General features: G+C 65.8%; 26 protein-coding genes. 15 read left to right on the top strand and 11 right to left on the bottom strand.

All coding sequences use genetic code 11. The features are described 5' to 3' along the window. Positions 1-6: 6 nt before the first annotated feature. Entirely contained in the window at positions 7-2,142 is a 2,136-nt protein-coding gene (locus tag ACH2CY_RS05535; protein ID WP_395016861.1) for an HD domain-containing phosphohydrolase, read from the bottom strand. 357 nt (positions 2,143-2,499) lie between these two features. Here ACH2CY_RS05535 and ACH2CY_RS05540 point away from each other — a divergent pair, with 357 nt between their 5' ends. Further along, positions 2,500-3,063 carry a transglutaminase-like cysteine peptidase gene (locus ACH2CY_RS05540; RefSeq protein WP_395016862.1) on the top strand — a complete coding sequence of 188 codons (564 nt, stop codon included), beginning with the start codon at positions 2,500-2,502 and terminating at the stop codon, positions 3,061-3,063. 128 nt (positions 3,064-3,191) lie between these two features. Beyond that, entirely contained in the window at positions 3,192-3,836 is a 645-nt protein-coding gene (locus ACH2CY_RS05545; protein WP_395016864.1) for a transglutaminase-like cysteine peptidase, read from the top strand. A gap of 205 nt (positions 3,837-4,041) precedes the next feature. On the opposite strand, the gene ACH2CY_RS05550 is transcribed toward ACH2CY_RS05545, so the two are convergent. Then, positions 4,042-4,608, bottom strand: a complete 567-nt coding sequence (locus ACH2CY_RS05550) for an ActR/PrrA/RegA family redox response regulator transcription factor (protein WP_395016866.1) — start codon at positions 4,606-4,608, stop codon at positions 4,042-4,044. Beyond that, positions 4,601-5,941 (bottom strand): ActS/PrrB/RegB family redox-sensitive histidine kinase, encoded by a 1,341-nt coding sequence (locus tag ACH2CY_RS05555; RefSeq protein WP_395016867.1) that lies wholly within the window; start codon positions 5,939-5,941, stop codon positions 4,601-4,603. Before ACH2CY_RS05555 ends, ACH2CY_RS05550 begins: the two co-directional genes overlap by 8 nt. 78 nt (positions 5,942-6,019) lie before the next feature. Here ACH2CY_RS05555 and ACH2CY_RS05560 point away from each other — a divergent pair, with 78 nt between their 5' ends. Together ACH2CY_RS05560 and ACH2CY_RS05565 are read left to right on the top strand one after the other, a co-directional pair. Continuing rightward, on the top strand, positions 6,020-6,862 hold the full coding sequence (locus ACH2CY_RS05560; RefSeq protein WP_395016870.1) for an ABC transporter ATP-binding protein: 843 nt from the start codon (positions 6,020-6,022) through the stop codon (positions 6,860-6,862). Then, positions 6,862-7,659 (top strand): ABC transporter permease, encoded by a 798-nt coding sequence (locus ACH2CY_RS05565; RefSeq protein ID WP_395016871.1) that lies wholly within the window; start codon positions 6,862-6,864, stop codon positions 7,657-7,659. The genes ACH2CY_RS05560 and ACH2CY_RS05565 overlap by 1 nt, the downstream gene beginning before the upstream one ends. A 331-nt stretch (positions 7,660-7,990) precedes the next feature. On the opposite strand, the gene ACH2CY_RS05570 is transcribed toward ACH2CY_RS05565, so the two are convergent. After that, a complete protein-coding gene (locus ACH2CY_RS05570; protein ID WP_395016872.1) occupies positions 7,991-9,229 on the bottom strand; it encodes an ATP-binding protein in 1,239 nt (412 codons plus the stop codon). Between the two features lie 159 nt (positions 9,230-9,388). Further along, complete coding sequence (locus ACH2CY_RS05575) at positions 9,389-9,892, bottom strand: GNAT family N-acetyltransferase (protein ID WP_395016874.1); 504 nt, start codon at positions 9,890-9,892, stop codon at positions 9,389-9,391. Between ACH2CY_RS05575 and ACH2CY_RS05580 the strand changes: the two genes are divergently transcribed. Next, positions 9,891-10,481 carry a hypothetical protein gene (locus ACH2CY_RS05580; protein ID WP_395016876.1) on the top strand — a complete coding sequence of 197 codons (591 nt, stop codon included), beginning with the start codon at positions 9,891-9,893 and terminating at the stop codon, positions 10,479-10,481. The genes ACH2CY_RS05575 and ACH2CY_RS05580 overlap by 2 nt on opposite strands. Beyond that, entirely contained in the window at positions 10,465-10,749 is a 285-nt protein-coding gene (locus ACH2CY_RS05585) for a GIY-YIG nuclease family protein (protein ID WP_395016878.1), read from the top strand. The genes ACH2CY_RS05580 and ACH2CY_RS05585 overlap by 17 nt, the downstream gene beginning before the upstream one ends. Positions 10,750-11,129: 380 nt before the next feature. On the opposite strand, the gene ACH2CY_RS05590 is transcribed toward ACH2CY_RS05585, so the two are convergent. The 3 genes from ACH2CY_RS05590 to cobT form a co-directional block, all read right to left on the bottom strand. After that, positions 11,130-11,408 carry a hypothetical protein gene (locus ACH2CY_RS05590; RefSeq protein ID WP_395016880.1) on the bottom strand — a complete coding sequence of 93 codons (279 nt, stop codon included), beginning with the start codon at positions 11,406-11,408 and terminating at the stop codon, positions 11,130-11,132. Between the two features lie 71 nt (positions 11,409-11,479). Continuing rightward, positions 11,480-12,682: a DNA glycosylase AlkZ-like family protein gene (locus ACH2CY_RS05595; protein WP_395016882.1), complete on the bottom strand. Its 1,203-nt coding sequence runs from the start codon at positions 12,680-12,682 to the stop codon at positions 11,480-11,482. A gap of 5 nt (positions 12,683-12,687) precedes the next feature. Then, on the bottom strand, positions 12,688-13,725 hold the full coding sequence (gene cobT, locus ACH2CY_RS05600) for a nicotinate-nucleotide--dimethylbenzimidazole phosphoribosyltransferase (RefSeq protein ID WP_395016883.1): 1,038 nt from the start codon (positions 13,723-13,725) through the stop codon (positions 12,688-12,690). Positions 13,726-13,851: 126 nt separating this feature from the next. On the opposite strand from cobT, the gene cobS reads away from it, so the two are divergent. Both cobS and ACH2CY_RS05610 read left to right on the top strand, forming a co-directional pair. Next, the gene (cobS, locus tag ACH2CY_RS05605) at positions 13,852-14,703 is read left to right on the top strand and encodes an adenosylcobinamide-GDP ribazoletransferase (RefSeq protein WP_395016885.1); all 852 of its coding nucleotides are present in this window, start codon (positions 13,852-13,854) and stop codon (positions 14,701-14,703) included. Continuing rightward, entirely contained in the window at positions 14,700-15,314 is a 615-nt protein-coding gene (locus ACH2CY_RS05610) for a histidine phosphatase family protein (RefSeq protein ID WP_395016887.1), read from the top strand. Before cobS ends, ACH2CY_RS05610 begins: the two co-directional genes overlap by 4 nt. Before the next feature lie 6 nt (positions 15,315-15,320). Here ACH2CY_RS05610 and ACH2CY_RS05615 read toward each other — a convergent pair whose 3' ends face one another. The 3 genes from ACH2CY_RS05615 to ACH2CY_RS05625 form a co-directional block, all read right to left on the bottom strand. Continuing rightward, the gene (locus ACH2CY_RS05615) at positions 15,321-16,202 is read right to left on the bottom strand and encodes a hypothetical protein (RefSeq protein WP_395016890.1); all 882 of its coding nucleotides are present in this window, start codon (positions 16,200-16,202) and stop codon (positions 15,321-15,323) included. Positions 16,203-16,223: 21 nt separating this feature from the next. Beyond that, a complete protein-coding gene (locus ACH2CY_RS05620; RefSeq protein WP_395016892.1) occupies positions 16,224-16,562 on the bottom strand; it encodes a DUF2794 domain-containing protein in 339 nt (112 codons plus the stop codon). 119 nt (positions 16,563-16,681) lie between these two features. Next, positions 16,682-17,065, bottom strand: coding sequence for a hypothetical protein (locus ACH2CY_RS05625; protein ID WP_395016895.1), 384 nt, complete (start codon positions 17,063-17,065; stop codon positions 16,682-16,684). A gap of 206 nt (positions 17,066-17,271) precedes the next feature. Between ACH2CY_RS05625 and ACH2CY_RS05630 the strand changes: the two genes are divergently transcribed. From ACH2CY_RS05630 to ACH2CY_RS05660, 7 genes are all read left to right on the top strand, one after another. Beyond that, a complete protein-coding gene (locus tag ACH2CY_RS05630) occupies positions 17,272-17,919 on the top strand; it encodes a tetratricopeptide repeat protein (protein ID WP_395016897.1) in 648 nt (215 codons plus the stop codon). Positions 17,920-17,924: 5 nt separating this feature from the next. Then, a complete protein-coding gene (locus tag ACH2CY_RS05635; RefSeq protein WP_395016899.1) occupies positions 17,925-19,256 on the top strand; it encodes a PQQ-binding-like beta-propeller repeat protein in 1,332 nt (443 codons plus the stop codon). Positions 19,257-19,350: 94 nt separating this feature from the next. Next, positions 19,351-22,608: a carbamoyl-phosphate synthase large subunit gene (carB, locus tag ACH2CY_RS05640; protein WP_395016901.1), complete on the top strand. Its 3,258-nt coding sequence runs from the start codon at positions 19,351-19,353 to the stop codon at positions 22,606-22,608. Between the two features lie 241 nt (positions 22,609-22,849). Further along, complete coding sequence (gene greA, locus ACH2CY_RS05645; RefSeq protein WP_395016904.1) at positions 22,850-23,323, top strand: transcription elongation factor GreA; 474 nt, start codon at positions 22,850-22,852, stop codon at positions 23,321-23,323. Positions 23,324-23,331: 8 nt separating this feature from the next. After that, on the top strand, positions 23,332-24,105 hold the full coding sequence (locus ACH2CY_RS05650; protein ID WP_395016907.1) for a hypothetical protein: 774 nt from the start codon (positions 23,332-23,334) through the stop codon (positions 24,103-24,105). A 205-nt stretch (positions 24,106-24,310) separates the two neighbouring features. Then, positions 24,311-25,390, top strand: coding sequence for a calcium-binding protein (locus ACH2CY_RS05655; protein WP_395016909.1), 1,080 nt, complete (start codon positions 24,311-24,313; stop codon positions 25,388-25,390). A 175-nt stretch (positions 25,391-25,565) separates the two neighbouring features. Beyond that, on the top strand, positions 25,566-25,823 hold the full coding sequence (locus tag ACH2CY_RS05660; RefSeq protein WP_395016910.1) for a hypothetical protein: 258 nt from the start codon (positions 25,566-25,568) through the stop codon (positions 25,821-25,823). Positions 25,824-25,905: the final 82 nt, after the last annotated feature.

Raw genomic sequence — 25,905 nt, forward strand, 5'->3', positions numbered from 1 at the left:
CCGAGCCTAGCCCTTGCCGTTCCCGCTGAGGTCTTCCCGCCCGCCGTGGTTGTCGAGATAGTTAATCAGGGCGGCGACCACCCGGCGGTCGAAACCCTTGCCGACGCCCTTCATCAGCGCCTCGATCGCCTGGTCGATCGATAATGCCTGGCGGAAGGCGCGGTCGCTGATCATGCCGATGAAGGCGTTGGCCACGGCGATCACCCGGGCGGTGATGACGATCTCGTCGCCTTTCAGCGGCGGATTGCCGGTGCCGTCGAAGTTCGCCTGGGCCTGCTGCAAGGTCTCCACCACCGGTCCGTCGAACTCGATGCCCTTGATCAGCTCGGCGCTGGTCATAATGCTGTTGCGGATCATGCCGCGCTCTTCGTCGGTCAATCCCTCGGTCTTGGCCAGCACCGATTCCGGAATCAGGATCTTGCCGAGGTTCAGGAGGTTGCCGGCGATCTCCGCGGTCTCGATCTCGACGTCGGAGAGGTTCATCTCCTTGGCGACCGCGCGGGCGACCTGGGCCACGCGGGCCGAGTGCTGGGCGGCGAAGGGATCGCGCTGGTCGACCACGTTGACCAGCGTCTTCACCAGCTGGTTGAGGTTGCGGGCGCGGCGCTCGCGCTCGGTGACGAAATCGGTGATGTCGTCCTCGACGGCAAGCACGCCGGCCATGCCGCCGGCGGTGGCCTTGATCGGAATATGCTCGGACTGGATCATCTTCTGCTTGCCGCCGATCTCGACCACGCCGTATTCGGTGACGGTGCGGTTCTCCTCCATCGCCTGGTGGTTCAGCCGCAGGATCCGCTTGGCGGCCGCCGGGCCGAGCACGTTGGCGATCGGCTTGCCGATCATCTCGGTCGCGGAAATCCCCGCATCCTTGGCGGCCTGGCGGTTGGCGAAGCGGTACTGATCGTCCTTGTCGAGAATGAAGATGCTGGTGGGCTGGCTGTCGGTCACCAGCTGGATGAGGTTGCGCTGCTCCTCGAAGCGCCGTGCCATCTGGTTGAACTGATAGGCGGCCTGCGAGGCGCGGCGCGACGATCCGTAATACCAGACCGCGGCGATGATCACGGCGATCAGGCCGACGGTGAGGAACAGCACCGCCGTCAGGGTCTTGAAGCGCGCTTCCGCGGCGCCCAGGGCTTCGTCGTAAGCCACGGTGTAGACCAGGACCCAGGGCACTGCCGACAATGCGCGCGAGGTCACCAGCACCGGCTCGCCCCTGTAGTTGGTCTTGTCGGTGGCGAAGCTGCCGGGATTCTGCGCGCCGAAGACCACGTCGCGATCGGTCGCGTCGATGCCGAAGGGCGAGGTCAGCGGCTGCAACGGATGCTGCGGATCGGCGACCGGGGATAGATAGATGAGCTTGTTGTCCTTCACCCGCACCAGCACCGAGCGGCCGCTCTGCGTGGTCTCGCCGGGCTGGGCGAGGCGCCCGTAGAGCTCCTGGGCGACCTGCTTCACGCCGACCACCCGGCCGACTTCGGCGCTGCCGGCGCCTTGGGACTGGGCCAGGATCGGCACCACGAAGCGCAGCGAGGGCACGTTCTTGTCATTGAGGTAGAGGTCGCTGACCGCCTTCTGCCCCGGCGCAACGCCCAAGGCGAAGCTCCTGAGATCGGCCTCGAAGGCGGGCGCGTTCGGCGAGGCCGCGAGCACGGTGCCCTTGGCGTCGACGATCAGGATGCCGCCCAGCGCCGGCTGCGTCTCGTTGACGTCGACATTGGTCGCGGTGTTCACCGTGAAGCCGGCGCGATCGGCGGTGACGGTGATGATGTTCCGCAGATACTCCTTCAGCCCCTCGATCTGGTCCTGCTGGGTCGGATCGGCCGAGAGCTCGGCGATCTGTTGCAGATAGACCTGCACCGCCTGGTTGCCGGCAATGCCCTGCAGGTCGGAGAACTGCTCGTCGAACCAGCGGTTGATGTCGGCCGCACGGCTGTCGGCGACGATCCCCATCCGGGTCTGCCATTCGGTCTTGGCCTGGTCGCGCTCGCTGTCCACGAACATCCTGACCAGAAACAGGCCGATGATGGCAATCAGGACCAGGATCGCGAACGGGAACCAGATCCGCCAGTCGATCCGCGGCTTCGCGGATTCTTCGACGATCGTGAACCGGGGCTCCGGCGCAGGCGTGGTGTCGGTGGGCAAGGCCCTCTCCCTTGGTGATTGGCGCGGTTCGATAGCGTGGCGGGGCGCGTTGCTCGGGATGGCCGAACCCCCGCCCCCGCAGCGGCCCGGTTAACCATGGCTGACAGCGGCCGGAACCCTAGCACAAAGTACGGCCCGCCAAAAGCGAGGCCCAAGGTCCAATCGGCCAACCCCAAGCCCCAACCCCCAACCCCCAACCCCCAACCCCAAGCTAGGGTCGAGGCCGCTCACACTTTTGTCTGCGCTAGGTCCTCGACGGCGGCGGGCCGCTGCGCTTAACATTCTTCCGGATTGAGGGCCGGTCCCAACAAGGAAGCCAGGGCGACGGCGGCCGTATGCATAGAGGAAGCGATCATCATGTCCGGCCCGACCGGAAGCTGTCGAGGGAGTCGGCCACGGCGGCTGACCGGCCTGCTGCTTGGCGCGCTGGCGCTGCTGCTGGCCGTGCCTGCCGAGGCACGCACCTATCCCAACATCTTCGGCTCCAAGGAGGTCGCGTCGAAGAACTGGACGGTGAAGACCAGCGCCATCGCCAACTGGGTGGCGATGCTGCAGCGCTGGTCCAACGGCGCTCCCTGCCAGAGTCCGACCTGCAGCTCCAAGGGTTGGGAGGCGCTGGTCGCCAAGGTGAAGGCGGCGGGCGATCCGATGGCGCAGATCAGGACCGCCAACAGCCTGATGAACGGCCCGGCGCAGCACCCCTACATCGAGGACATCAACAACTGGGGCAAGACCGAGTATTGGGCGACCGCCTTCCAGTTCCTGAAGAAGAGCGGCGACTGCGAGGATTTCTCGATCGCCAAATACATGCTGCTGAAGGCGGCCGGCATGCCGGTCGACGACATGCGCAATGTCGCGGTCCGGATCCGCAGCCTGGGCGGCATCGGCCACGCGGTGCTGGTGGTCTATCGGGGCGACTAGGCGCTGGTGCTGGACAACCGGGTGGCGCCGGTGATGGACGAGAAGCTGGTCAGGAAGGAGTTCCAGCCGGCGCCCTCGGTCAACGAGAATTCCTGGTGGGTGCATTTGCCCGGAAAGTGAGTTGCTGAATGCTGGCCCACCGCTTCCTTGCCTTCACCCTGGCCGCCGCGCTGCTCGTCTTCGGCGGCGTCGCCGAGGCCAAGACCTATCCGCCGCTGTTCGGCGCCAAGGAGATCGGCTCCAACAACTGGAACTTCAAGAAGGGCGTGGTCCCCGACTGGCGCGCGATGCTCGGCCGCTGGAAGAACGGTGCGCCCTGCGAGACCAATATCTGCACCTCCAAGAGCTGGGCCTCGCTGGTCGCCGAGGTGAAGGGCGCCGGCGACGCGAAGGCACAGGTCGACAAGGCCAATGCGCTGATGAACTTGAAGCCCTACATCGAGGACCAGCCGAACTGGGGCAAGTCCGAGTTCTGGGCGACCAGCTACGAGTTCCTGAGGAAGAGCGGCGACTGCGAGGATTACACGATCACCAAATACATGCTGCTCAAGGAAGCCGGCATTCCGGTCGAGAACATGCGGATCTTCTCGGTCCGCATCCGCAGCCTCGGCGGCATCGGCCATGCGATCCTGGTGGTCTATATTGGCAACAAGGCCTGGGTGCTCGACAACCGCACCAGGTCCGTTCTCGACGCCAGCCTGGTCAAGCTCGAGTTCCAGCCGGTGATGTCGCTGAACGAGAACCAGTGGTGGTACCACCTGCCGTCGAAGTGACGTCGCTCTCGTGGTCGCGTTCCAGACCCATACGTCTCACGCAGCTTCAAGTCCCTCACCCCAACCCTCTCCCTACGGGCGAGGGAGTGCAGCGGAGCATTCGCTCGCAGCGAACTAGAACGACTTATGCAGCAGCGTCCCCTCGCCCGTAGGGAGAGGGACAGGGTGAGGGCCTCGCCGCGGCATAAGGCCCTTCAAGAAGATGTCACGCCTTCGGCGCGTACTTCGCCAGAATCCGCTGCAAGGTCCGGCGGTGCATCCTGAGGCGCCGCGCGGTTTCCGAGACGTTGCGGTCGCATTGCTCATAGACCCGCTGGATATGCTCCCAGCGGACCCGGTCGGCGGTCATCGGCTGTTCCGGCGGCGGCGGCAGCGCGTCCTTGCGGTCGAGCAAAGCGGCTTCGACCTGGTCGGCGTCGGCGGGCTTGGGCAGGTAGTCGATGGCGCCGGCCTTGATGGCGACCACGGCGGTCGCGATGTTACCGTAGCCGGTCAGCATGACGATGCGGCAATCCTCGCGCGCGCGCCGGATCTGCGGCACCACGTCGAGTCCGCTGCCGTCGGTCAGCCTGAGATCGACCACCGCATAGCGCGGCGGCTCGGCCCGCGCAGCGGCGATCGCCGCCTCGCAGCTCTCGGCCTGGGTCACCTTGAAGCCCCGCTTCTCCATCGCTTGCGCCAGGCGCTGGCGATAGGGCGCGTCGTCATCGACGATCAGCAGCGTCTTCTCTCCTGCGTTGACGCCCCCAACATTCGCGCCGGTGTCAGTCATGTTCGGATGCTCCTTCGAATGCGCTGCGGGGCCAGGTCGCGATCACCTCGGCGCCGCCATAGGAATTGTTGTCGAAACTCACCGCGCCGCCGGACCGCTCGATCAATTGCTGGGCGATGAAGATGCCGAGCCCCATATGGTCGCCCTTCCGCTCCGCCGTCTTCTTCAAGTCGGTGCCGGAGGAGAGATAGGGATCGCCGAGCCGGTCCAGCAGCTCCTTGGGAAAGCCCTTGCCGTCGTCGCTGATGGTAATGCTGATCTCGGCCGCGTTCCAGGTGATCGCGACCTTGACCTCTTCGCGCGCGAACTCGATCGCGTTCTGCAGCAGGTTGCCGAGGCCGTGGATCAGCTCCGGCCGGCGCGGCAGCATCGGCGTCACCGGATCGGCGGGATCGGCCTGCTCCTCGATCCGGAGCGCCACTTCCGGGCGGCGATGGCCCTCCGCCGCAAGCTCGATCAGCAGCGGCGCCGGCATGGCGTTGAAATGATCCGGCTGCTCCTCCGGCCGTCGCGACAGCTCGGCTAGGATCTCGCGGCAGCGGGCGCTCTGGCTCACCAGCAGGTCGATGTCGGCGCGAATCGGATCGTCCGCCTCAATCTCGCGCTGCAACTCGCGCGAGACCAGCGAGATGGTGCCCAAGGGGCTGCCCAGCTCGTGCGCGGCGGCGGCGGCCAGCGCGCCCAACGAGGAGAGACTCTGCTCGCGGTCGAGCGCCGCCTGGGCGGCCGACAGCGCATCGGAAAGCCGCCGCGTCTCCTGCGCCACGCGATAGACATAGGAGGTGATGAAGATGACTGCGAGGCCGAGCGAGATGGTGAAGCCCCAGATGAAGTTGGGCGCCAGCTCGTAGCCGCCGTCGCCCCAGGGCAGCGGCAGGTGGCGGACAGCCAGCAGGTTGATGCAGGTGATGGCGAGCGCCGCGAGGCCGAGCGTGCTGCGATAGCTCAAGGTGGTGGCCGAGACCGTGACCGGCGCCAGGATCAGGATGGCGAAGGGGTTGTTCAAACCCCCGGTCAGGAACAGCAGCACCGAGAGCTGGACCATGTCGAAGGCGAAATAGAGCGCCGATTCGCGGTCGGTCAGGCGATGCGAGGCGCTGCGCCGGATCTGCGCGCCGACGGTGACCGCGGCCAGTGCCGCGACCGTCGCCAGCGACCAGAGCAATGGCAGCGGATAGCCCATGCCGAAATGCACGAACAGCAGGGTCGAAAGCTGCCCGGCGACGGCGATCCAGCGGATGAAGACGATGGTGCGAAGGCGGATCCGGCCGCGCTGCTTCGGCAGCCGTTTCGGCCGCACCGTGTTCCGTTCAGGGCTAAGCGCGGCATCCATGGGCTCGAATAGAGCCCCTGGACCCCGGTTTTGCAAGCCTTCGGCCGATCGGCTAATAGAGTGTGGCAAGGTGGTACATTGGTTGAACATCCCAGTCATCCTTCACAGGATATCCCGCCCGAATCGGCCTCCGCTCTGATCTCGGTCAAAGATCTCGCCAAGCATTTCCGCGAAGTTGCGGCCGTCGACGGCATCGACTTCGAGGTTCGGCCGGGCGAAACCGTCGCCCTGCTGGGCGGCAACGGCGCCGGCAAGACCACCACGATCTCGATGCTGCTGGGCCTGCTGAAGCCGACGCGGGGAGTGATCCAGCTGTTCGGCCTCGATCTCGCGCGGCACCGCCACCGGGTGCTGGGGCGGATGAACTTCTCCTCGCCCTACGTCGACCTGCCGCATCGCCTCACGCTCCGGCAGAACCTGATGGTCTTCGCCAAGCTCTACGGCCTCAAGGATGCGCGGGGGCGGATCGCGGAATTGGCCCAGGCGCTGGAGCTCGAAGCCTTGCTCGACCGCCGCGTCGGCTCGCTCTCGGCCGGGCAGAAGACCCGCGGCGCGCTGGCCAAGGCGCTGATCAACCGGCCCGAGTTGCTGCTGCTCGACGAACCGACCGCCTCGCTCGATCCCGACACCGCCGATTGGGTGCGGCATTATCTGGAGCGCTATCAGCAGGAGACGCGCTGCGCGATTCTCCTGGCCTCGCACAACATGGGCGAGGTCGAGCGCCTCGCCAACCGGGTACTGATGCTCCGCCAGGGCAAGATCGTCGATTCCGGATCGCCGGACGACCTGCTGTTCCGCTACAGCCGGCAGAATCTCGAGGAGGTGTTCCTCGACATCGCCCGCGACCGCCGTGCCGCCGGCGAGGTCGCGCCCAATGGCGCGGATCGGGGCGGATCCAATCGGGCCGAGGAGCGCGCGTGATGCATTTCTCCATCGGCCGGGTCGGGGCGATGTGCCTGCGGCATTTCTATGTGCTGAGGAGCTCCTGGCCGCGGCTCCTGGAGATGGCCTATTGGCCGACCATGCAGATGGTGATCTGGGGCTTCATCTCGACCTTTCTTTATCAGAACAGCTCGTGGGTGGCCGGGGCCTTCGGCGTGCTGCTGGCGGCGGCGATGCTGTGGGACGTGCTGTTCCGCGGACAGCTCGGCTTCTCGCTCTCCTTCCTCGAGGAGATGTGGTCCAGGAATCTCGCCAACCTCTATTGCAGTCCGTTGACGCCGAGCGAGCATGTGGCGTCGCTGTTCGTCATGGCGCTGATCCGCTGCGTGATCGGCGTCGTGCCGGCGATGCTGTTGGCGATCCCGTTCTACCACTATTCGATCTTCGGTCTCGGCCTGCCGCTCGCCGCATTCTTCTTCTGCCTGATGCTGATGGGTTGCAGCCTCGGCCTGCTGGTGACGGCGATGATCCTGCGCTTCGGCGTCGCCGCCGAGAATCTCGCCTGGTTCGTGGTCTTCCTGATCGCGCCGGTCTCCTGCGTCTATTACCCGGTCTCGGTGCTGCCCGGCTGGCTGCAGACGGTGGCGCATGCCTTGCCTTCCTCCTACGTCTTCGAGGGCATGCGGGCGCAGATGTTCGAGCAGGTCTTTCGTTGGGACCTGTTCGGCGCCGCGCTGGGGCTCGACCTGCTCTATCTGCTGATCGGCTACGGCATCTACCTCTGGAGCTTCTCCCGCGCCCGCGCGCTCGGCCTGCTGCTGCAGGTCGGGGAATAAATTGCACCGTCATCCGCGTCCCCGGACTTGATCCGGGGATCGACCCGCGGATCTGGTGCACGCTGTTCGCCCCACAAAGGCTCGTCATGCCAAGGCTTGGCCTTGGCATCCACGAGTTTCGATGAGCCAGTGTGGTGCAGCGGTGACAAACTCGTGGATCCCAAGCCCAAGGCTTGGGATGACGACCGAGTGAGTGGCTGAGAATGGAGTACCGGCGTTCCGAGCTTTGATGTTCGGCAATCGCTCCAAGAGCAGCATGGTGTTTGCGCTCCCCGTCATCTCAGGTCGAACTTAGTCGGACAGCAGCGGGTCAAGCCCGGGGCATGACGCTTTACTTTGCGGGCAGCGTCACCACCGCCGTGGTGCCTTCGCCCGGCCTGCTTTCCAGATGCAGGGTGCCGCCGTGCAACTCCACCAGTTTTCGACTGAGCGGCAGGCCGAGGCCGGTGCCGCTGCTGGCGCGGTCGAGATTGCCGTCGGCCTGCACGAAGGGCTCGAACACCCGCTCGATGTCCTCGGGCGAGATGCCGACGCCGGTATCCTTGACCGCGATGACCCGCGCGCCGGTGGGATCGGTATGGGTCGAGACCTCGACGCGCCCGCCATGCGGCGTGAACTTCACCGCGTTGGAGATCAGGTTCAGCATCACCTGGCGGAGCTTCCGCTCGTCGCCGTGCAGGACGACCGCGGGATCGATCGGCGCGGCGGTGAGCGCGACGTCCTTGGTCTGGCTCTGGCCGCGGGCGATCCGGATCGCCGAGGCGATCATCGGTTCCAGCGAGAAATCCGCCGCGTCCAGCGTGACCGCGCCGGTCTCCAGCTTCGAGAAGTCGAGGATGTCGTTGATGATCTGTAACAGATGCCGGCCGCTGGAGCCGATATCGCCGAGATACTCGCCGAGCTTCTCTGCCGGCTCGCTGCGCGTCACCTGCATCAGCAGGAGATCGGAGAAGCCGATGATCGCGTTCAACGGCGTACGCAATTCATGACTCATGGTCGCGAGGAAGCGCGAGCGCGCCGCGGCGGCCGCCTCCGCCGCATTGCGGGCAGTGTCGAGCTCGACCAGCCGGCGCTGCGCCTGGTGCACGGTCAGCTCCAGCAGTTGCGCCATGGCGCCGAAGCCGGCGAAGCGGCCTTCCTCGGCGATGAGAAACCCGGATTGGATCGCACCCGGGTATTCGCGGGCGATCAGCTGCTTGATCTGGTCCAGCGGCACGGCGCGATCGACCAGCAGCGGCCTTCGGTTTGCGAGCGGCCAGACCGGGCGGCGGTTGTAGACGTCGTACCAGAGCGGCTGGGCGAAGGCGGAGAGGATGCGGTCGCGCTCCAGCGCGCCCAGGACCGCACCGTCGTCATCGACCACCGCGACGATCGAGGTCAGCGGCGAGCGTTTGAGAATCGCCAGCACCTCGCCACCGGTCGCCTCCGGGCCGACGGTCGGGCCGGGCTCGACCAGATCGCCCGCGCACATGACGAAGGCCGAGCGCACCGGCCCGAACTCCGGCCGCGCGATCTCCACCGGCGGCAGGCCGTCCGGCAGGTCGAAGCTCGAATCGAGCAGGGTGAGCACTGAGTCATCCATTCCGCCAGTGAAGCAGAAGATCGATGACAGTGGCGTGAAACTTCACGCTAAATAATTGATTTAAAAAGGAATTTATTGATGATGGCAGCGCAGAATTGCGCCGGCAGGCGCCTATTTAGCGCGGCCTCGCTTAAGAAGCGGTAAAGCTCAGCCGAGGTCGGCGAAGGCGGCGGGATAGGTGGCTTTTCCGCGCGGCGCCGCGGTGTCGTTCAAGCTGAGCCCGGCGAAATAGGGGCCGGCCCAGGCGACCTCGATGCCATCGGCCAGCATCGTGTCGAAGCCGAAGCGGCCGTAAAAGTTCTGGTCGCCCAGCACCAGGACCAGACCCACGCCGGCAGCTTCAGCCTGGCTCAGCCCGGCCTCGGTAAGCGCACTGCCGATGCCCTGGCCTTGCCGATGCGGCAGCACGGAGATCGGCGCCAGGCCCCAGATGGAATAGCCGGGATCGGGATCGAGCGCGATCGGCACGAAGGCGACCTGGCCGATGATCGCGCCGTTCTCCTCGGCGACCAGCGACAAGGCGAGATCGCCGTCGGCGCGCAGCCGCTGCACCAGGTCCGCTTCCACCGCCTCGGGAAAGGCGGCGCGCAGCAGTGCATCGATGCCGGCGGCGTCGTCGATGGTTTGCTCGGGTCGGATCGTGAAGCTCATGGCGTTGCTCAAGGTACCACGTGCGTGTATTTCAGATGCGGAGATCATGAGAATGCCAGACGCCGCCCACGGACAGAACTCGGAATTTGTGCTTCGACCTGCCTTCATCGGCTGGGCGACCATTCTGGGTCAGATTCCCTATCATCTCGTCTTTGCCCTGCTCGCCCTCAACATGGGTCCATTCGTCGGTGCGGCGATGAGCGAACCACCGGATCGCACCATTCCCTATGCCTACTTCGTGGTGCCACCGGCGATCGTGATTGCTGTATCGCCGGTCCTGCTGTTTCGCGCCAAACGCCGACGATATCGAGAGAGGGAGTATCGTTTCTTTCGCGATCGCTTGCTGCTCAGCAATGGCTATACGTTCGACTATCGGAACGTCAAAAAGGTTGTCCTCACGCGCGGGCTTCTCGGCCGGCTCAGCGGGCTCGGGACCTTGCGCCTGGTGGCAGACATCGAGGGCTTCGACCCGTTGTCCGCCCACAACCTCGGCGTCGTCACGAAGAACGGCATCGTTCTGAAGGACATTCCGGATCCCGATCAAGCACTGGCACGGATCCAGGATTTGCTCGATGCCCAAAGACGCTGAGCCACCCCAGCCCTGGTTCCTCTATTTGATCGAATGCGCCGACGGCGCGCTCTATACCGGGATCGCGCTCGATCCCACCGCGCGTTACGAACGGCACCGGGCGGGCAAGGGGGCGAAATACACCCGGGCCAATCCCCCGGTGCGCCTGATCGGCGTGATGGCCTATCCGGACCGCAGCACCGCCACCCGCGCCGAGCTCGCCTTCAAGAAACTGACGGCGGTGGAGAAGCGGGCGCGGCTCTGGGCGTTTGACGAATTCGGCGGCTGACTGGCCTTTCTTCTGCATACTCCCGAATTCAGGCAAAACAACGCCACGCCAGACAAACCGAGCCAACTCTGCTATAGTCGCCGCGCTGTTTGACATCGTGAGTGATCCATTGAAAGCCGCGCAGGGCCGCGCGCCGCCGAACCATGCGCGGTGAACCTTTACAGGGCCTTTACCGGGACAGGATGGCCTTGGTGGGCACACGATGGCGTTTTGCCTGCGGGCTCAAGCGCTTGGCCCGGCTTTTCACCCGCAATATCGACCTCGCCGTAAAGGTATCGCCCTTGGCACGCGATGCAGTCCCCTCCCCCGAATCGGGGGAGGGCCCGCGGACGAATGTCCGCCTTCGCGGACGGTGTGGGGTACGAGACACCGGCGCCGCGTTACAGCGAGATCCCGTTCTCCTTGGCGACTTCGTCATAGATCGAGCAGGCCTTGTCGTAGTCGCCCTTGCCCAAGGCTTCGCCGCCTTGGTTCACCTTCTCGTTGGCGGCGACGATCTTCTGCGAGTCTTCGGCGGTCTTGGCCTCGCCGGCCTTCTGGCCGAGCGCGGTCGCGACCTTGGTCATCTTGTCGACCGCCTGGGCCTGGTCGCAGCCGGCGAAAGCCGGCGCGGAAAGAGCCGCGAGGACAACGAAACCGGCGGCGAAACGGGTGATCATCGATATCTCCTTGGGTTCTTCCGAAGCGTGATGCCTCGGCCGACCTTCGTCGTATCGAACTCAAGCCCGGTTCAGGATTCTATCTTGCCGGAGAGTGATCGGCGCCACTTCTCTTCGACCTTGCGGCCGGCCATGACCTTCTCCGCGCCGGCGATGCGGGCGAAGCGGTGCAGGCCTTGGCGCAGGGCATCGGCATCGACCGGCTTCGTGATGTCGAGGCCGGTCACCAGCCATTTGCCGTTCTCGCGCTTGCCGTCGATCAGGCCGACCACGTCGTCCTTCCAGAGGATCGGCAGCGCGAAATAGAAGCGGCGCTGCCGCACCGGCGTATAGGCCTCGAACTTGTAGGTGAAGCCGTAGAGCTGGGTGAAGCGGTCGCGGTTGAAGAGGAGATTGTCGAGCGGCGCGATCAACCGCACGCGGTCATCCGCCTGCTTCGCCGACGAAGCCCAAGCCGCATGATCCTTGGCCAGGGTGAACCAGGTTTCCTCGCCGTCGTCCGTCTTCACCGTGATCGGCTCGAGCAGGCCTTCCTTGGCATAGTGGTCGACCAGCTTGCGGCTCTCCGGCAGGCCGGGGCCGCGCCAGTTGCCGAAGTGATGGTTGACCCGCTGCGCGAGCTGGTTGCGGCTGGCGATCTTCAGCACGCCCAGGGCCGATTCCACCATGAAACGGTCGTGGTCGGATTTCTTGAAGCGCGGATGCTTCAGAAGCTCCGGCGCCACATGCTCGGTCACGTCGAACTGGCGGTGGAAGTTCTTCGTGCGGCCGCTGACCTGGACCTTGCCTTCGTAGAACAGATGCTCCAGCGCCTTGGTGGTCGCCTTCACCGTGTTGAAGCCGCCGACGATGCGCTCGGCCTCGAGCTCGCCGGGGCTGACCGGGCCGCCGGCCAAGATCTGCTTCACCAGCTTGCGCTTGATCGGTTTCAGCTCCTCGAAATGCATCGAGCCTTCCACCGCCTTGTGGAAGTCCTGCAGGAATTGCGGCAGCCAGTCGCGCCTTGTGGCGAAGATCGGGTAATGCGTCTCCAGCATCCGCCGCTCGCCATAGACCATCTTGTAGAAGTCGGCGACCGGCGCATCGCTGCGCGCGGCCCAGACGATCTCGTGGTTGCGCAGGCCAGTGCGGATGATGGAATCGATCTGGATCATGCCGAGATCGACCGCGCGGTCCATCGACTCCGCCGCGCGCCAGAAGGGACCGCGCAAGCCCAGCCGGTCCGCGAGAAAGGCGCGGACTTCAGCCGGGGATTTCGGCGCGGTCTTCTGCACGGGCGTCAGCTCTTATCGCTGACGCCGGCTTCGGCGAAGCTCGCCATGCCGCTGTGGCAGGCGGCGGCGGCGCGGAACAGCGGGATCGCCAAAGCGGCGCCCGAGGCTTCGCCGAGCCGCATGCCGAAATCGAGCAGGGGCACCCGGTTGATCGCGGAGAGCAGCCGGCGATGACCGGGCTCAGCCGAGCAATGCGCCACCCAGCAATGGTCGATCGCATGGGGATCGATGCGGTAGAGGATCGAGGCGGCGACCGTGGTCGCAAAACCGTCGAGCAGCACCGGCACCTTGGCCATGCGCGCCGCGATCACCGCACCGGTGATCGCCGCCAGCTCCTGGCCGCCCAGGCATTGCAGCACCTTCAAGGGATCGCCGAGTTGATCGCGGTGCTGCTTCAGGCCGAGATCGATCACCTCGGCCTTGCGGGCGAGCTGCGCGCCATGGACGCCGGTGCCGGGCCCAGCCCAGGACGCGCCGTTGCCGCCGAACAAGGCGGCCGCCATCGCCGCGGCGCTGGTGGTGTTGGCGATGCCCATTTCGCCCAGTGCCAGCAAGTCGATGCCGGGCTCGACACAGGTCATGCCATAGGCCATGGCGCGGGCGCATTCCGCATCGGTCATGGCCGGCGCCTTGGTGAAATCGGCGGTCGGCTGGTCGAGTGCCATCTCGTAGACGCGCAGATCCGCATCGGCGTTCTTGCAGAGCTGATTGACCGCGGCCCCGCCGCTGGTGAAGTTCAGCACCATCTGCTTGGTGACTTCCGCCGGGAAGGCGGAGACACCGAGCGCCGCGACGCCGTGATTGCCGGCGAAGACGGCGACGCGCGGATGCTCGACCGTCGGCGGCGTCTTGCCCTGCCAGGTCGCCATCCACTGGGTCATTTCCTCGAGCCGCGCCAGGGCGCCGGCGGGCTTGGTCAGCACCGCCTCGCGCGCCGCGGTCGCCTTCGCCGCCTCGAGATCGGGGCCGGGAAAGTCGGCGACGATGCGGCGCATGTCGGCGAGATCGTTGGTAGGACGTTTTTCGGCAGCGGAAGCGGGCATCTGGAATGGGTCTTTCTGGACGATTGGAGGTCGGCATTCGGCTTTTCCGGCGCGACCGCCTGTCCTATAAACGGGTTATCAGTTCGGGTGAAGCGCCACCAGGAAAAGGCCGTTGGATCGTCGCGGATGAGCACCAGCACGGAAGGGAAGTCTCCCGCGCGGCGCGGCATCGGCCTGGCTCGATTCATCACGTCATGGTGGTGGGACCTCTTCCTGGCTTTGTCATTCTTTACCCGTCTCCCGGTCGGATTCATGGCGCCGAAGACGCCGGAACCAGTTCCCGGCACTGAACCGGCCACGCCGCAGGCCCGGCTCGGGCAAGCGTCACGCGCCTTCCCGCTGGCCGGGCTGGTGGTCGGCCTGGCCGGCGGACTGGCCTATTGGATCGCGGTCAAGCTCGGCTTGTCCGGCCTGCTGGCGGCATTCCTTGCCGTGGCCGCGACCGCCGCCCTGACCGGCGCCCTGCATGAGGACGGCTGGGCCGACTTCGCCGACGGGCTCGGCTGCCGCGGCGACCGGATCCGCAAGCTCAGCGCCATGAAGGACAGCCATATCGGCAGTTTCGGCGTGCTGGCCCTGATCTTCGCGACCGGCGTGAAGACCGTCGCCCTGGCGCAGCTCTATACGCCGGACCGGGTGGTGACCGCGCTGGTCGCGGCGCATGTGCTGTCCCGCGCGGTGCTGCCGCTCGCCATGCGCTCGCTGCCGCTGGCGACGGCGCAAGGCCTCGCCGTGATGGCGGGGCGGCCCTCGGCGCAAGGCGTCTACGTTTCGCTCGGCCTCGGCCTGGTGATCACCTTCTTCGCCGTCTATCTCCCGGCGGCGATCGTGGCGCTGGTCGTCGCCATCGTCGCCGCCGCCCTGGTCGGCGCGATCGCGAAGCGGCAGTTCGGCGGCTATACCGGCGACGTCCTCGGCGCGATCGAGCAGGTCGCGGAGGTCGCCGTGCTGATCAACCTGGTCTCGCTGCTGACATGACCCGGACCGTCACGCGCTGGTGGTGGGTGCGGCATGCACCGGTGAAAGAAGCGGGCGGCCGGGTCACCGGCCAGCTCGACCTCGAAGCCGATTGCAGCGACCACGAACTGATCGCCCGGGTCGCGGTCCGCCTGCCGCAACACCCGGTCTGGATGTCGAGCCAGCTCCGCCGTGCGCGGCAGACCATTGATGTGCTGCACAAGGCTTGCGGCATCACGGGCGCGGGCGTCGAAGTGGAGCGCGACGTCGCCGAGCAGGATTTCGGCGACTGGCAGGGCCAGACCTATGCCGAGCTCGAGGCGAGCGACGCCGACCGCTACAAGAAATTCTGGATCGCGCCCGGCACCACCCGTCCACCGGGCGGCGAAAGCTTCGCCGACGTGATGATGCGGGTTGCAAGGGCCGTGGAGCGCCGCTCCGCCGCGCATCCCGATGCCGACGTCGTGGTGGTCGGCCATGGCGGCTCGATCCGCGCCGCGGTGGCGCAGGCGCTCGGCCTCGGCCCGGCGCGGGCTTTGGCGCTGCAGGTCGATCCCTTGTCGCTGACCCGGCTCGACCGCATCGCCGATGCGAGCGGCGTGGTCTGGAGCGTGGGCTGCGTCAACGCCTGAACGGCCTCAGGGTGCCGCAGCCGAAGCGCAATCGGCGCCGACCGGTTCTTCCTGCGCCCCCGCGTCGCTCAGCATCGGGATCGGCGCGGGCAGGTCAAAGTACCAATCCCAGATCACCGCGGAGTGACCGGCGTCGCTGACCAGGGCGGTCCGCCCGGTCTCATCCCAGCGCGCGGCGATCAGCTGGTTGGAGAATGCGGCGGGGTCGTTGCTGACCGGCGCGCAGAAGGCGACGGCGGCCTTGGGCTTCAGGTCGGCCGGCGCTGCCGGCCATTCCCGGGGCCAAGGCACCTGCCGTTCGGGTGGATCCTCGGTCGCGCCGAGCATCAGCTTCACCGCCTTCGGCTGCCAGGTCTGAGGCGCGGCGATCTTGTATTGCAACAGGCGGTCGCAGACCTTGCGGAACTGCGGGTCGGTGGCGTCGCGGTTGCGCTGCCAGCCGCCGGTGAAGACGCGCCCCTCCATCGCGCAGGGCCAGGCATTCGCGCTGAAGCGCTGATAGCGCGCGCCGTCCCAGACCTCGATGATGGTGCTGCCGACATTCGCGGCGGCGGCAAGGCCGGAATGCGGCGTGGCAACCGTGTTCAGATCGGCGGCGGCTTCGCTGCGGAGACTCTCCGCCGCGTCGCGGTCGAGCCGGCTATAGGCGACGCCGCGCCCGGCCGGATCCTGATCGGTCGGGCCGATGCGGGTGATGATCTGGCCGTCATCGTAGAGAACGAAGCGCAAGCCGTTCGGCAATGGACCCTGCGGCAGGCTGAGGCGCGCGGTTTCGAACAAGGCGATGAGCGCGCGCGGCGCCGTGTCTTCGGCGGAGGCGGGACCGCGCGCAATGAGCAGAGCCGTCGCCAGCCCCAATGCGGTGAAAGTCCGATGGAGCCGCGTCATCGGCTGGCGCGCATGGGAGAGCTAACCTTCGATCACCGTCAGCTGCCGCTGCAGCACGTCGCAGATCTGTTTGAGGTCGCGGCTGGATTTGATCTGGCGGTTGCGGGACAGGAGCACGTAGTTGGGCTCCTTGTCGCCGCGCAGCAGGACCTTGGTCACGCTGAAGATCGCCTGTTCCTGGCTGCGCTTGAAGACCGAGAAGATCGCCATGTTGGAGCGGTGGTCGATGGCGTAGTCCCGCCAGACGCCGCGGGCGACTTGCCGGCTGTAGACGCCGAGCAGATGGTTCAGGTCCTCGCGGTCGAAAAAGACCCTGCGGCCGTCTCGCCGGTATTCGGACAGAAGAAGGAGCTGCGCCAATCAGCCTCCCCGCCAGCGCGAGCGAATCGCCGTGCCACGCATGATGACCGAATCATTGCCGCATTCGCGCCCGGTCGTAAAGAGTCTCGCGCCGAAAATCCGGCGCGACAGTCGCGCCATCACGGCTGATAGACGTAGACCGTGGTTTCGGAGGTGTGCTCGGCGTCGGGCTGGTCGTAGCAGGCGACATTGCCCCGCACCTTGTAGCAGGTGCCTTCGTAGGGCCGGTGCAGGCGCGCCTGTTCGGCGGCGATTTCCGCATCGGAGAGGCAATATCTGCCGTCCTTGGTGTAGCGCAGGACCGAGCAATCGTCGCCGGTGATGGCCGAAACCAGGTGGTCGGAGACGGTCTTGCCGGAGGCGTTCAGCGATACCCCCTCGACCGTGGCGGCGATTCCGGCGGCCGGCAGCACGCCGATGGTCTCGCAGCCGGCCAGGGCGAAGCCGCCGGCGAGGAGCAGGGCGAGGGCGAACAGGCGTCGAAACGGGGTGCGGGCACGCATCTCCGGGCATCCTTCCAATGGGTCGGAGAGGTTAAAGCAAGTTCCGTTCCAATCCGCCGCCGGGGCGCGGCCCGGCCACCGGATCGGCCCGCAAGGGCTTGTTTGCACTCCCATGACCAAGTCGCTATGTTACCGCCGATTTCGGCCGACCCCCCTCCTGATTCAGGGCGATTCCGGTCCCGGCCGCTGCGCCCGAGGGAGTTTAAGTGGCTGATATCTTTCAGGAAGTTGACGAGGACCTGAGGCGGGATAAAGCCCTCGCTTTCTGGAAGAAGTACCAGAATCACCTGATCGGATTTGCCATCATCGCGGTCGCGGCGGCCGCGGGCTTCGAGGGCTGGAAATACTGGAAGCAGCAGCGCATCGAGGCCAATGGCGCCGCCTATCTCCAGGCGCTCCAGACCCTGGAGAAAGATCCCAAGGCAGGCCTTGCCGAGTTCGAGACCCTGGCCAAGGACGGCGGCGGGTTTGCCGTCCTGGCGCGGTTCCAGTCGGCCAGCCAGACCCTCAAGGACGGCGACAAGGCCAAGGCGGCGGAGCAGTTCACCGCGATCGCCAAGGACGGCTCGGTCGACAAGGCGCTCAAAGATCTCGCGGCCGTTCTCGGCGGCCTCGCCTGGCTCGATGCCGGCAAGCCCGAGGACGCGGCGAAGCTGGTCGAAGGACTGACCGGCGATAACGAGCCTTACCGCTTCTCCGCACTCGAGGTGCAGGCCCAGGCGGCGCTGACCGGCGGCGACAAGGCGAAAGCCAAGACCATTTATGAGCAACTGAAGCAGCTGGGCGCGCTGCCGAATGCGCCGCAAGGCGTAGCGGCGCGGGCCGAAATCATGCTCGAGCGGCTCAAGGATTGACGATTGTGACCTTCCGCCGTTCCCCTGCGAAGCAATGCGGCGCAGCCCTGGCGGCGGGTCTTCTGGCATTTCTATTGGCGGCTTGCGAGCCCACCAAGATTCCGCTGCCCGGCGAGCGCGTGTCGGTGCTGCAGCTCAACAAGGAGCTGAACAGCGACCCCAGCCTGACCGACACGCCGGTCCGCCTGCCGCGGCCCTATGAGAACCAGGACTGGCCGCAGTCCGGGGGCAACCAGGCCCATGCGATGTACCACCTGTCGGCCGGCACCGGCGCCTTCAAGCAGCTCTGGAGCGCCAATATCGGCAGCTCGGCCGACAGCGCCAACCGCCTGCTGGCCGAGCCCGTGATCACCGACGGCAAGGTCTTCACCTTGGATTCCGAGAGCCTGGTCCGCGTCTTCGACGCCGCGACCGGCAAGCTGGTCTGGGAAAACGACCTCACCCCGGAGAACGACGACGACGACCTGTTCGGCGGCGGCATCGCGGTCTACGAGGGCAAGGTCTTCGTCACCACGCCCTTCGCCAAATTGATCGCGCTCGACGAGAAGGACGGCAAGAAGGTCTGGGAAGTGGACGCGCCCTCGCCGATGCGCGCCCCGCCCGCCGCCAGCGACGGCCGCATCTTCACCGTCACCATCGACAACCAGCTGGTCGTCTATGCCAGCGACGACGGCCGCCGGCTCTGGTCGAACACCGGCGTCGAGGAGGCTGCGGGCTTCCTCGGCGGTGCGACCCCCGCCGTGCTCGGCGACGTCGTGGTCGCGGCCTATACCTCGGGCGATCTGCTGGCCTTCGACGTGGTCACCGGGCGATCGCTGTGGAGCGACAACCTCGCCGGACGCACCGGCGGCAACGCGGTCGCGGCACTGACCGACATCCGCGGCCGGCCGGTGATCGACCGCGACCGGGTGATCGCGATCGGCAACGGCGGCGTCATGGCGGCGATCGATCTCCGCCGCGGCGGCCGGATCTGGGACAACAGCCTCGGCGGCACGCAGATGCCCTGGGTGGCCGGTGACTTCCTCTACGTCATCACCAGCTCCAGCGAAGTCGTCTGCCTGACCCGCGAGGACGGCCGCATCAAGTGGGTGCAGGCCCTGCCGCCGTTCGAGGACATGGAAGACAAGGAAGACCCGATCTACTGGTCGGGTCCGGTTCTGGTCGAGGACCGGCTGCTGGTCACGGGCTCGAACGGCGTCGCGCTCGCCTTCTCGCCCTATACCGGCAAGCTCCTGGGCAAGCAGACTCTGCCGGACCGGTCGCATCTGCCGCCGGTCGTTGCCAACAAGACCGTCTATATGCTTTCCGACGACGCCGATCTGATCGCCCTGCGATGAGACGGCATGACTCATTCAACCGGCGGAGCATCTTGCGCCGCCGGTGTTTTCAACGCGCGACCGAGATACGCTAGAGCCAGAGACACGTCAGAGAATGCCGAAACGTACCGACATCCAATCGATCCTCATCATCGGCGCCGGCCCGATCGTCATCGGCCAGGCCTGCGAGTTCGACTATTCCGGCGCCCAGGCCTGCAAGGCGCTGAAGCAGGAGGGCTACCGGGTGATCCTGGTGAACTCCAACCCCGCGACGATCATGACCGATCCCAACCTCGCGGACGCGACCTATATCGAGCCGATCACGCCCGATGTGGTGGCGCGGATCCTGGAGAAGGAGCGGCCGGACGCGGTGCTGCCGACCATGGGCGGCCAGACCGCCCTCAACACCGCGATGGCGCTCTATAAGTCCGGCAAGCTGAAGGAGCTCGGCATCGAGTTGATCGGCGCCAATGCCCGCGCCATCGACATGGCCGAAGACCGCCAGCTGTTCCGCGACGCCATGGACCGGATCGGCCTCGAAAGCGCCAAGGGCGCGCTGGTCAACTCGCTCGACGAGGCGCTGAAGACGCTGGACATGGTCGGCCTGCCCGCGATCATCCGCCCGAGCTTCACGCTCGGCGGCACCGGCGGCGGCATCGCCACCACGCGCGAGGAGTTCGTCAAGATCGTCAGCGGCGGCCTGCAGGCTTCTCCGGTGGGCGAGGTGCTGGTCGAGGAATCGATCCTCGGCTGGAAGGAGTTCGAGATGGAGGTGGTCCGCGACAAGGCGGACAACTGCATCATCATCTGCTCGATCGAGAACGTCGATCCAATGGGTGTCCACACCGGCGATTCCATAACGGTCGCGCCGGCGCTCACCTTGACCGACAAGGAATACCAGCTGATGCGCAACGCCTCGATCGCGGTGCTGCGCGAGATCGGGGTCGATACCGGCGGCTCGAACGTGCAGTTCGCGGTCAATCCAGACAATGGCCGCCTGATCGTGATCGAGATGAATCCGCGCGTCTCACGTTCGTCCGCGCTGGCCTCGAAGGCGACAGGTTTTCCGATCGCCAAGGTCGCGGCCAAGCTGGCGGTCGGCTACACGCTGGACGAGCTGCTCAACGACATCACCAAGGTGACGCCGGCTTCCTTCGAGCCGACCATCGATTACGTGGTCACCAAGATGCCGCGGTTCACCTTCGAGAAATTCCCCGGCGCCGAGCCGCTGCTCTCGACCTCGATGAAATCGGTGGGCGAGGCGATGGCGATCGGCCGCTCGTTCCAGGAATCGGTGCAGAAAGCCTTGCGCTCGATGGAGACGGGCTTGACCGGCTTCAACGAAGTGGCGTTGGAGAAGGACGACAAGGCCTCGATCCTGGCTCAGCTCGGGAAGGCGACGCCGGACCGTCTGCTGGTGATCGCCGAGGCGCTGCGCCGCGGGCTCACCGTCGAGGAGATCTTCGAAGCCTCCAAGTTCGATCCCTGGTTCATCCGGCAGATCGAAGCGATCGTCGAGACCGAGAAGCTCATCAAGGCGCAAGGCCTGCCGAAGACCCACGAGGCACTGCTGCGGCTGAAGCGCAAGGGCTTCTCCGATGCGCGGCTGGCCGAGCTTGCCGGCACCACGGCGGACGCGGTGCAGAAGCTGCGGCACGACTTGAAGGTGCGCCCGGTCTACAAGCGGATCGACACCTGCGCCGCCGAGTTCGCCTCGGCAACCCCCTATATGTATTCGTGCTACGAGGGCGAGAATGTCGAGACGCCCGAGGACGAGGCGGAGCCCAGCGACCGGCGCAAGGTGATCATCCTCGGCGGCGGCCCGAACCGGATCGGCCAGGGCATCGAGTTCGACTATTGCTGCGTCCATGCCGCCTATGCCCTCAAGGACGCCGGCATCGAGACCATCATGGTCAACTGCAACCCGGAGACGGTGTCGACGGATTACGACACTTCGGATCGCCTCTACTTCGAGCCGCTGACCGCCGAGGACGTGATCGAGCTGGCGCGGGTCGAGCAGCGCAAGGGCACGCTCCTGGGGTGCATCGTGCAGTTCGGCGGGCAGACGCCGCTGAAGCTCGCGGCCGCATTGGAGAAGGCGAAGATTCCGATCCTCGGCACCTCGCCGGACGCGATCGACCTTGCCGAGGACCGCGAGCGCTTCCAGAAGCTGCTGCATGACTTGAAGCTGCGCCAGCCCAAGAACGGCATCGCGCGTTCCGGCGAAGAAGCCGAGCGCATCGCCGCCGAGGTCGGCTATCCGGTGGTGATCCGCCCGTCCTATGTGCTGGGCGGCCGCGCCATGGAGATCGTGCACGAGCCGGACCAGCTGCGGCGCTACATCCGCCGCGCGGTGCAGGTCTCCGGCGACAACCCGGTGCTGATCGACTCCTATCTCGAGGATGCGATCGAAGTTGATGTCGATGCGCTCTGCGATGGCAAGGACGTCTTCGTCGCCGGCATCATGGAGCATATCGAAGAGGCCGGCATCCATTCGGGCGACAGCGCCTGCGCGCTGCCGCCCCACACGCTCAGCCTTGCGGTGATCGCCGAGCTCCGGCGCCAGGCGGTGGCGCTGGCCCTGGGCCTGAATGTCGTCGGCTTGATGAACATCCAGTTCGCGATCAAGGGCGACGACATCTACGTCCTCGAAGTCAATCCGCGCGCCAGCCGCACGGTTCCCTTCGTCGCGAAGGCGACGGGCCTGGCGATCGCCAAGATTGCCGCGCGCGTCATGGCCGGCGAGGCTTTGGGCGACTTCCAGCTCGACGCCAGCAAGCGGCACCATTTTGCGGTCAAGGAAGCCGTCTTCCCCTTCGCCCGCTTCCCCGGCGTGGACATCATCCTCGGGCCGGAGATGAAATCGACCGGCGAAGTCATGGGGCTCGATTCCAGCTTCGCCCGCGCCTTCCTCAAAGCCCAGCTCGGCGCCGGGCAACGCCTGCCGCGTACCGGCACGGTGTTCATTTCACTCAAGGAGAAGGACAAGCCTGGCATGGTGCCGGCAGCGCGGAAGCTGCTGGAGCTCGGGCTCGACATCGTGGCGACACCCGGCACGGCTTCGTATCTGCGCAATCAGGGCCTGGACGTGCGGGCGATCAACAAGGTTCATCAGGGCAGCCCGCATATCGTCGAGGCGATGCAGCGCGGCGAGATCAAGCTCATGTTCAACACGGTCGCCGGCCAGAAGGCGATCGCCGACAGCTTCAGCCTGCGTCAGGCGGCGTTGATGGGACAGATCCCTTACTACACCACCATGGCCGGTGCCTTGGCGGCGGTCGAAGCGGTGGGGGCGCTTGCCAGCGGCGATCTCGACGTGGCGCCGCTGCAATCCTACTTCAATGTCGAAGCGCCGACCCTCCGCACGGTCTGACGGAAGAAAACGCTCAGTTCTTCAGAGACTTAGCCTGGTTCTTTTCGGCCGAGCGGAGGCACTGCCCGGCTCCGATTAAGCCGCGTTGGGCTTGAAGTCGCCTGCCTCCAATCGTACCTTTACCGCTCGACCGCCAGATAATCTGGGCCTGTCGGGTGCTGGTTGCTTGGCTAACCCATTGATCGGGAAGCCGGGATCGCCTCGCCCGAGGGGTCGTTTTTGCGTTTCGGAACTCGAAGACATGAACAAGATCCCGATGACCGCCGACGGCTACGGCCGCCTGGAAGAAGAGTTGAAGCAGCTGAAGACGATCGAGCGTCCCGCCATCATCCGGGCGATCGCGGAAGCGCGCGAGCACGGCGATCTCTCTGAAAACGCCGAGTATCACGCCGCGCGCGAGCGCCAGAGCTTCATCGAAGGCCGCGTGCTCGAGCTCGAGGACAAGATCAGCAGGGCCGAGGTGATCGACGTTTCCAAGCTGTCCGGCAAGGTGATCAAGTTCGGCGCCACCGTCACCCTCATCGACGAGGACACCGACGAGAAGAGCGCCTACCAGATCGTCGGCGAAGACGAGGCCGACATCAAGTCGAAGCGCCTCGCCATCACCGCGCCCCTGGCGCGCGCCCTGGTCGGAAAGAAGGTCGGCGATTCCGTCGAGGTAACCACCCCCGGCGGCTCCAAGTCCTACGAGGTCGCCAAGGTCCAGTTCAAATAGGGACCGCAATGCCGGACATCCTCGGGACAGTCCGGCGCGCGCTGTTCACCTGCCTGTTTCTGTCGGGATCGCTGCTTGCCTGCGGCTTCGCGCAGGCTGAAGACAGCTATGTTCTGGCGCTCTCCTGGCAACCCGGCTTTTGCGCGGCGCGTCCTGAGGCGGCCGAGTGCAACCCCGCCCCCAAGGACCAGCCGCGCCTCACGCTGCATGGGCTCTGGCCGCAATGGGACGTGAACGGCGACGGCAAGCGCGACGACGACGACGATTTCTGCGTCCTCGGCGATTTCAACCGCAAGGTCATCATGGGGCTGGACGCCGGGAACTGGCTTGAGCTTCCACCGGTCGTGCTCTCAGGCGCGGGCAGCAAGGATCTCGAACGGGCGATGCCGGGCAGCAGGGACGGTCTCGACCGGCATGAATGGTGGAAGCACGGCAGCTGCACCGGCCTCAAGCCGGAGGACTATTTCGGAAACGCCATCGCTCTGCTGCGCGCGGTGGAGCAGGGCAGCCTGGCCCGACTGCTGATCGATAGCGCCGGCGGCGCGATCGAGCGTAAGCAGCTGCTGGATGCCTTCGAAGCCGATTTCGGCCGCGGCAGCGCCCGCGCCCTGATGCTCGATTGCCGGAAGGAAGACGGCGTCACGGCGCTCCAGGAGATCCGGATCCGCCTGAAGCGCAGCCGCATCGCCCAGGCGCTGACCCCAAAGAGCCTCGCCATACCGGCCAAACCCGCCCGCGGCGACTGCGCCGCCGATGTCTTCGTGCCGGCCTGGCCGGGTTGATTCTGCGCCCTTTTCCGGGGCGCGATCGCTACGCGATGATCGATATTAACTCGCTGATTTTAGCCAAATAATCGATTTCACACCGAACGGTGTGACTGATCGCACAAGCCTGCCCATGGGGTCGAACGGCTTTCGCGGATGGCGGCACTACCCGTCACCAACATCAACCGAAACTCAACCGACCCCCAAGGAGGTCTTCTAGATCATGGCGCTCGTTACCAACCAGCCCACCACGACCATGCCGCTCGACCCGACCCAGTTCGATCCGTCGATCATGATTCAGCAGTACTACACGACCTATTACGGGTCGAATGCCAGCGAGACCGTGAACGGCGACTGGCAGCACAACACGATGTACCTCTACGGCGGCAACGACACCGCCACCGGCGGCGGCGGCAATGACGTGCTCGACGGCGGCACCGGCAACGACAACCTCTCGGGCGACGCCGGCAACGACAAGCTGCTGGGCGGCGACGGCAATGACATCCTGAGCGGCGGCGCCAACAACGATTATCTCGACGGCGGCATCGGCAACGACACGATGAACGGCGGCGACAACGACGACATGTTCATCCATGGCGCCGGCGCCGACAAGATGGACGGCGGCAACGGCATCGACACCGTGGACTATTCCGCCGCCGATACCGGCGTGTTCGTGAACATGAAGGGCAATGTCTACGGCGGCGCGGCAGCGGGCGACAGCATCTCCAACATGGAGAACGTGATCGGCACCAAGTTCGGCGACTATATCGAAGGCACCTCCGCCAACAACAAGATCATCGGCGGCGAAGGCAACGACAGCCTCTACGGCAACGGCGGCCTGGACTTCCTCGATGGCGGCGACGGCAACGACTACATCTACGCCTCGGGCAACACCGGCGGCTCCACGATCCTCGGCGGCAAGGGCGACGACACGCTGCTGGGCAGCCAGGGCGCCGATAAGATCGACGGCGGCGAAGGCAACGACTTCATCAACGCCGGGACCGGTTCGGACACGCTGACCGGCGGTGCGGGCGAGGACCACTATGTCTGGATGGTCGATGCGCCGCTGCACGGCAACGACGTGATCACTGACTTCGATCCGCTGGCCGACTCGCTGGAATTCTACGATCCGTACGGCGGCAGCAAGGTGGACCTGTTCGTCGGCAGCAGCGCCGATGGCGACGTCCTGTTCAGCTGGAAGGGCGGCACCGTGGAGCTCGACGGCGTGCAGAACCAGGGCTGGACCAATGTCCAGGACCTGCAGAATGCCGGCATCGACGTGAGCTGGAGCCAGATCGTCTAAGTCATCACCGCACACCAGCCTGCAGGAAACCCCGGCCGAGCGATCGGCTGGGGTTTTCGACTCTTTGTCTTGGTGATGGCCGTCACCGGGCCTCGGTGACCGTCATCACCAACCGCCGGAAGGTCTCGGGCGACCCATTGTCAAGCGCGACATGACGCGCATCTAGGAGACCCGGATGTCGATCCTCACCCCGATCCAGCTCGAGAGCAAAATGCTGAGCTTCGCCGATATCTTCACCGATGGCTGCGACGTGAAGTTTGTTCAGGGAGCGAGCTGCAACGTCCGCGCCGCTCTGCCGGACGGCAGCCTGGTCGATCTCACGGACACCTATCGCGGCCGGCTGCAGCCGAGCGATTTCCACTTCGAATACGGCAAGGACGACTGCCCGGAAGCCGCCCACAAGTTCTGCGCCCCGGCGCCGGTCTGGGCCTGAGATTCCTGGGCCTGAGTTTCGCAGTCACCCTGCTTGGCCTTTTCCTCCCCAACTGACCTCCCCCGCCAACGGGGGAGGTTTT

It is taken from the genome of Dongia sp., assembly GCF_041905885.1.
In the GTDB taxonomy this organism is placed as follows: domain Bacteria; phylum Pseudomonadota; class Alphaproteobacteria; order Dongiales; family Dongiaceae; genus Dongia.

What these genes read in the sequence shown, in the direction of transcription:
- ACH2CY_RS05615 (WP_395016890.1), bottom strand. Translation starts at nt 16,202, where the DNA reads ATGACGCGGCTCCATCGGACTTTCACCGCATTGGGGCTGGCGACGGCT.
- ACH2CY_RS05545 (WP_395016864.1), top strand. Translation starts at nt 3,192, where the DNA reads ATGCTGGCCCACCGCTTCCTTGCCTTCACCCTGGCCGCCGCGCTGCTC.
- ACH2CY_RS05550 (WP_395016866.1), bottom strand. Translation starts at nt 4,608, where the DNA reads ATGACTGACACCGGCGCGAATGTTGGGGGCGTCAACGCAGGAGAGAAG.
- ACH2CY_RS05610 (WP_395016887.1), top strand. Translation starts at nt 14,700, where the DNA reads ATGACCCGGACCGTCACGCGCTGGTGGTGGGTGCGGCATGCACCGGTG.
- ACH2CY_RS05590 (WP_395016880.1), bottom strand. Translation starts at nt 11,408, where the DNA reads ATGATCACCCGTTTCGCCGCCGGTTTCGTTGTCCTCGCGGCTCTTTCC.
- ACH2CY_RS05660 (WP_395016910.1), top strand. Translation starts at nt 25,566, where the DNA reads ATGTCGATCCTCACCCCGATCCAGCTCGAGAGCAAAATGCTGAGCTTC.
- ACH2CY_RS05650 (WP_395016907.1), top strand. Translation starts at nt 23,332, where the DNA reads ATGCCGGACATCCTCGGGACAGTCCGGCGCGCGCTGTTCACCTGCCTG.
- ACH2CY_RS05625 (WP_395016895.1), bottom strand. Translation starts at nt 17,065, where the DNA reads ATGCGTGCCCGCACCCCGTTTCGACGCCTGTTCGCCCTCGCCCTGCTC.
- ACH2CY_RS05585 (WP_395016878.1), top strand. Translation starts at nt 10,465, where the DNA reads ATGCCCAAAGACGCTGAGCCACCCCAGCCCTGGTTCCTCTATTTGATC.
- ACH2CY_RS05575 (WP_395016874.1), bottom strand. Translation starts at nt 9,892, where the DNA reads ATGAGCTTCACGATCCGACCCGAGCAAACCATCGACGACGCCGCCGGC.
- greA (WP_395016904.1), top strand. Translation starts at nt 22,850, where the DNA reads ATGAACAAGATCCCGATGACCGCCGACGGCTACGGCCGCCTGGAAGAA.
- cobS (WP_395016885.1), top strand. Translation starts at nt 13,852, where the DNA reads ATGAGCACCAGCACGGAAGGGAAGTCTCCCGCGCGGCGCGGCATCGGC.
- cobT (WP_395016883.1), bottom strand. Translation starts at nt 13,725, where the DNA reads ATGCCCGCTTCCGCTGCCGAAAAACGTCCTACCAACGATCTCGCCGAC.
- ACH2CY_RS05540 (WP_395016862.1), top strand. Translation starts at nt 2,500, where the DNA reads ATGTCCGGCCCGACCGGAAGCTGTCGAGGGAGTCGGCCACGGCGGCTG.
- carB (WP_395016901.1), top strand. Translation starts at nt 19,351, where the DNA reads ATGCCGAAACGTACCGACATCCAATCGATCCTCATCATCGGCGCCGGC.
- ACH2CY_RS05565 (WP_395016871.1), top strand. Translation starts at nt 6,862, where the DNA reads ATGCATTTCTCCATCGGCCGGGTCGGGGCGATGTGCCTGCGGCATTTC.
- ACH2CY_RS05580 (WP_395016876.1), top strand. Translation starts at nt 9,891, where the DNA reads ATGGCGTTGCTCAAGGTACCACGTGCGTGTATTTCAGATGCGGAGATC.
- ACH2CY_RS05655 (WP_395016909.1), top strand. Translation starts at nt 24,311, where the DNA reads ATGGCGCTCGTTACCAACCAGCCCACCACGACCATGCCGCTCGACCCG.
- ACH2CY_RS05555 (WP_395016867.1), bottom strand. Translation starts at nt 5,941, where the DNA reads ATGGATGCCGCGCTTAGCCCTGAACGGAACACGGTGCGGCCGAAACGG.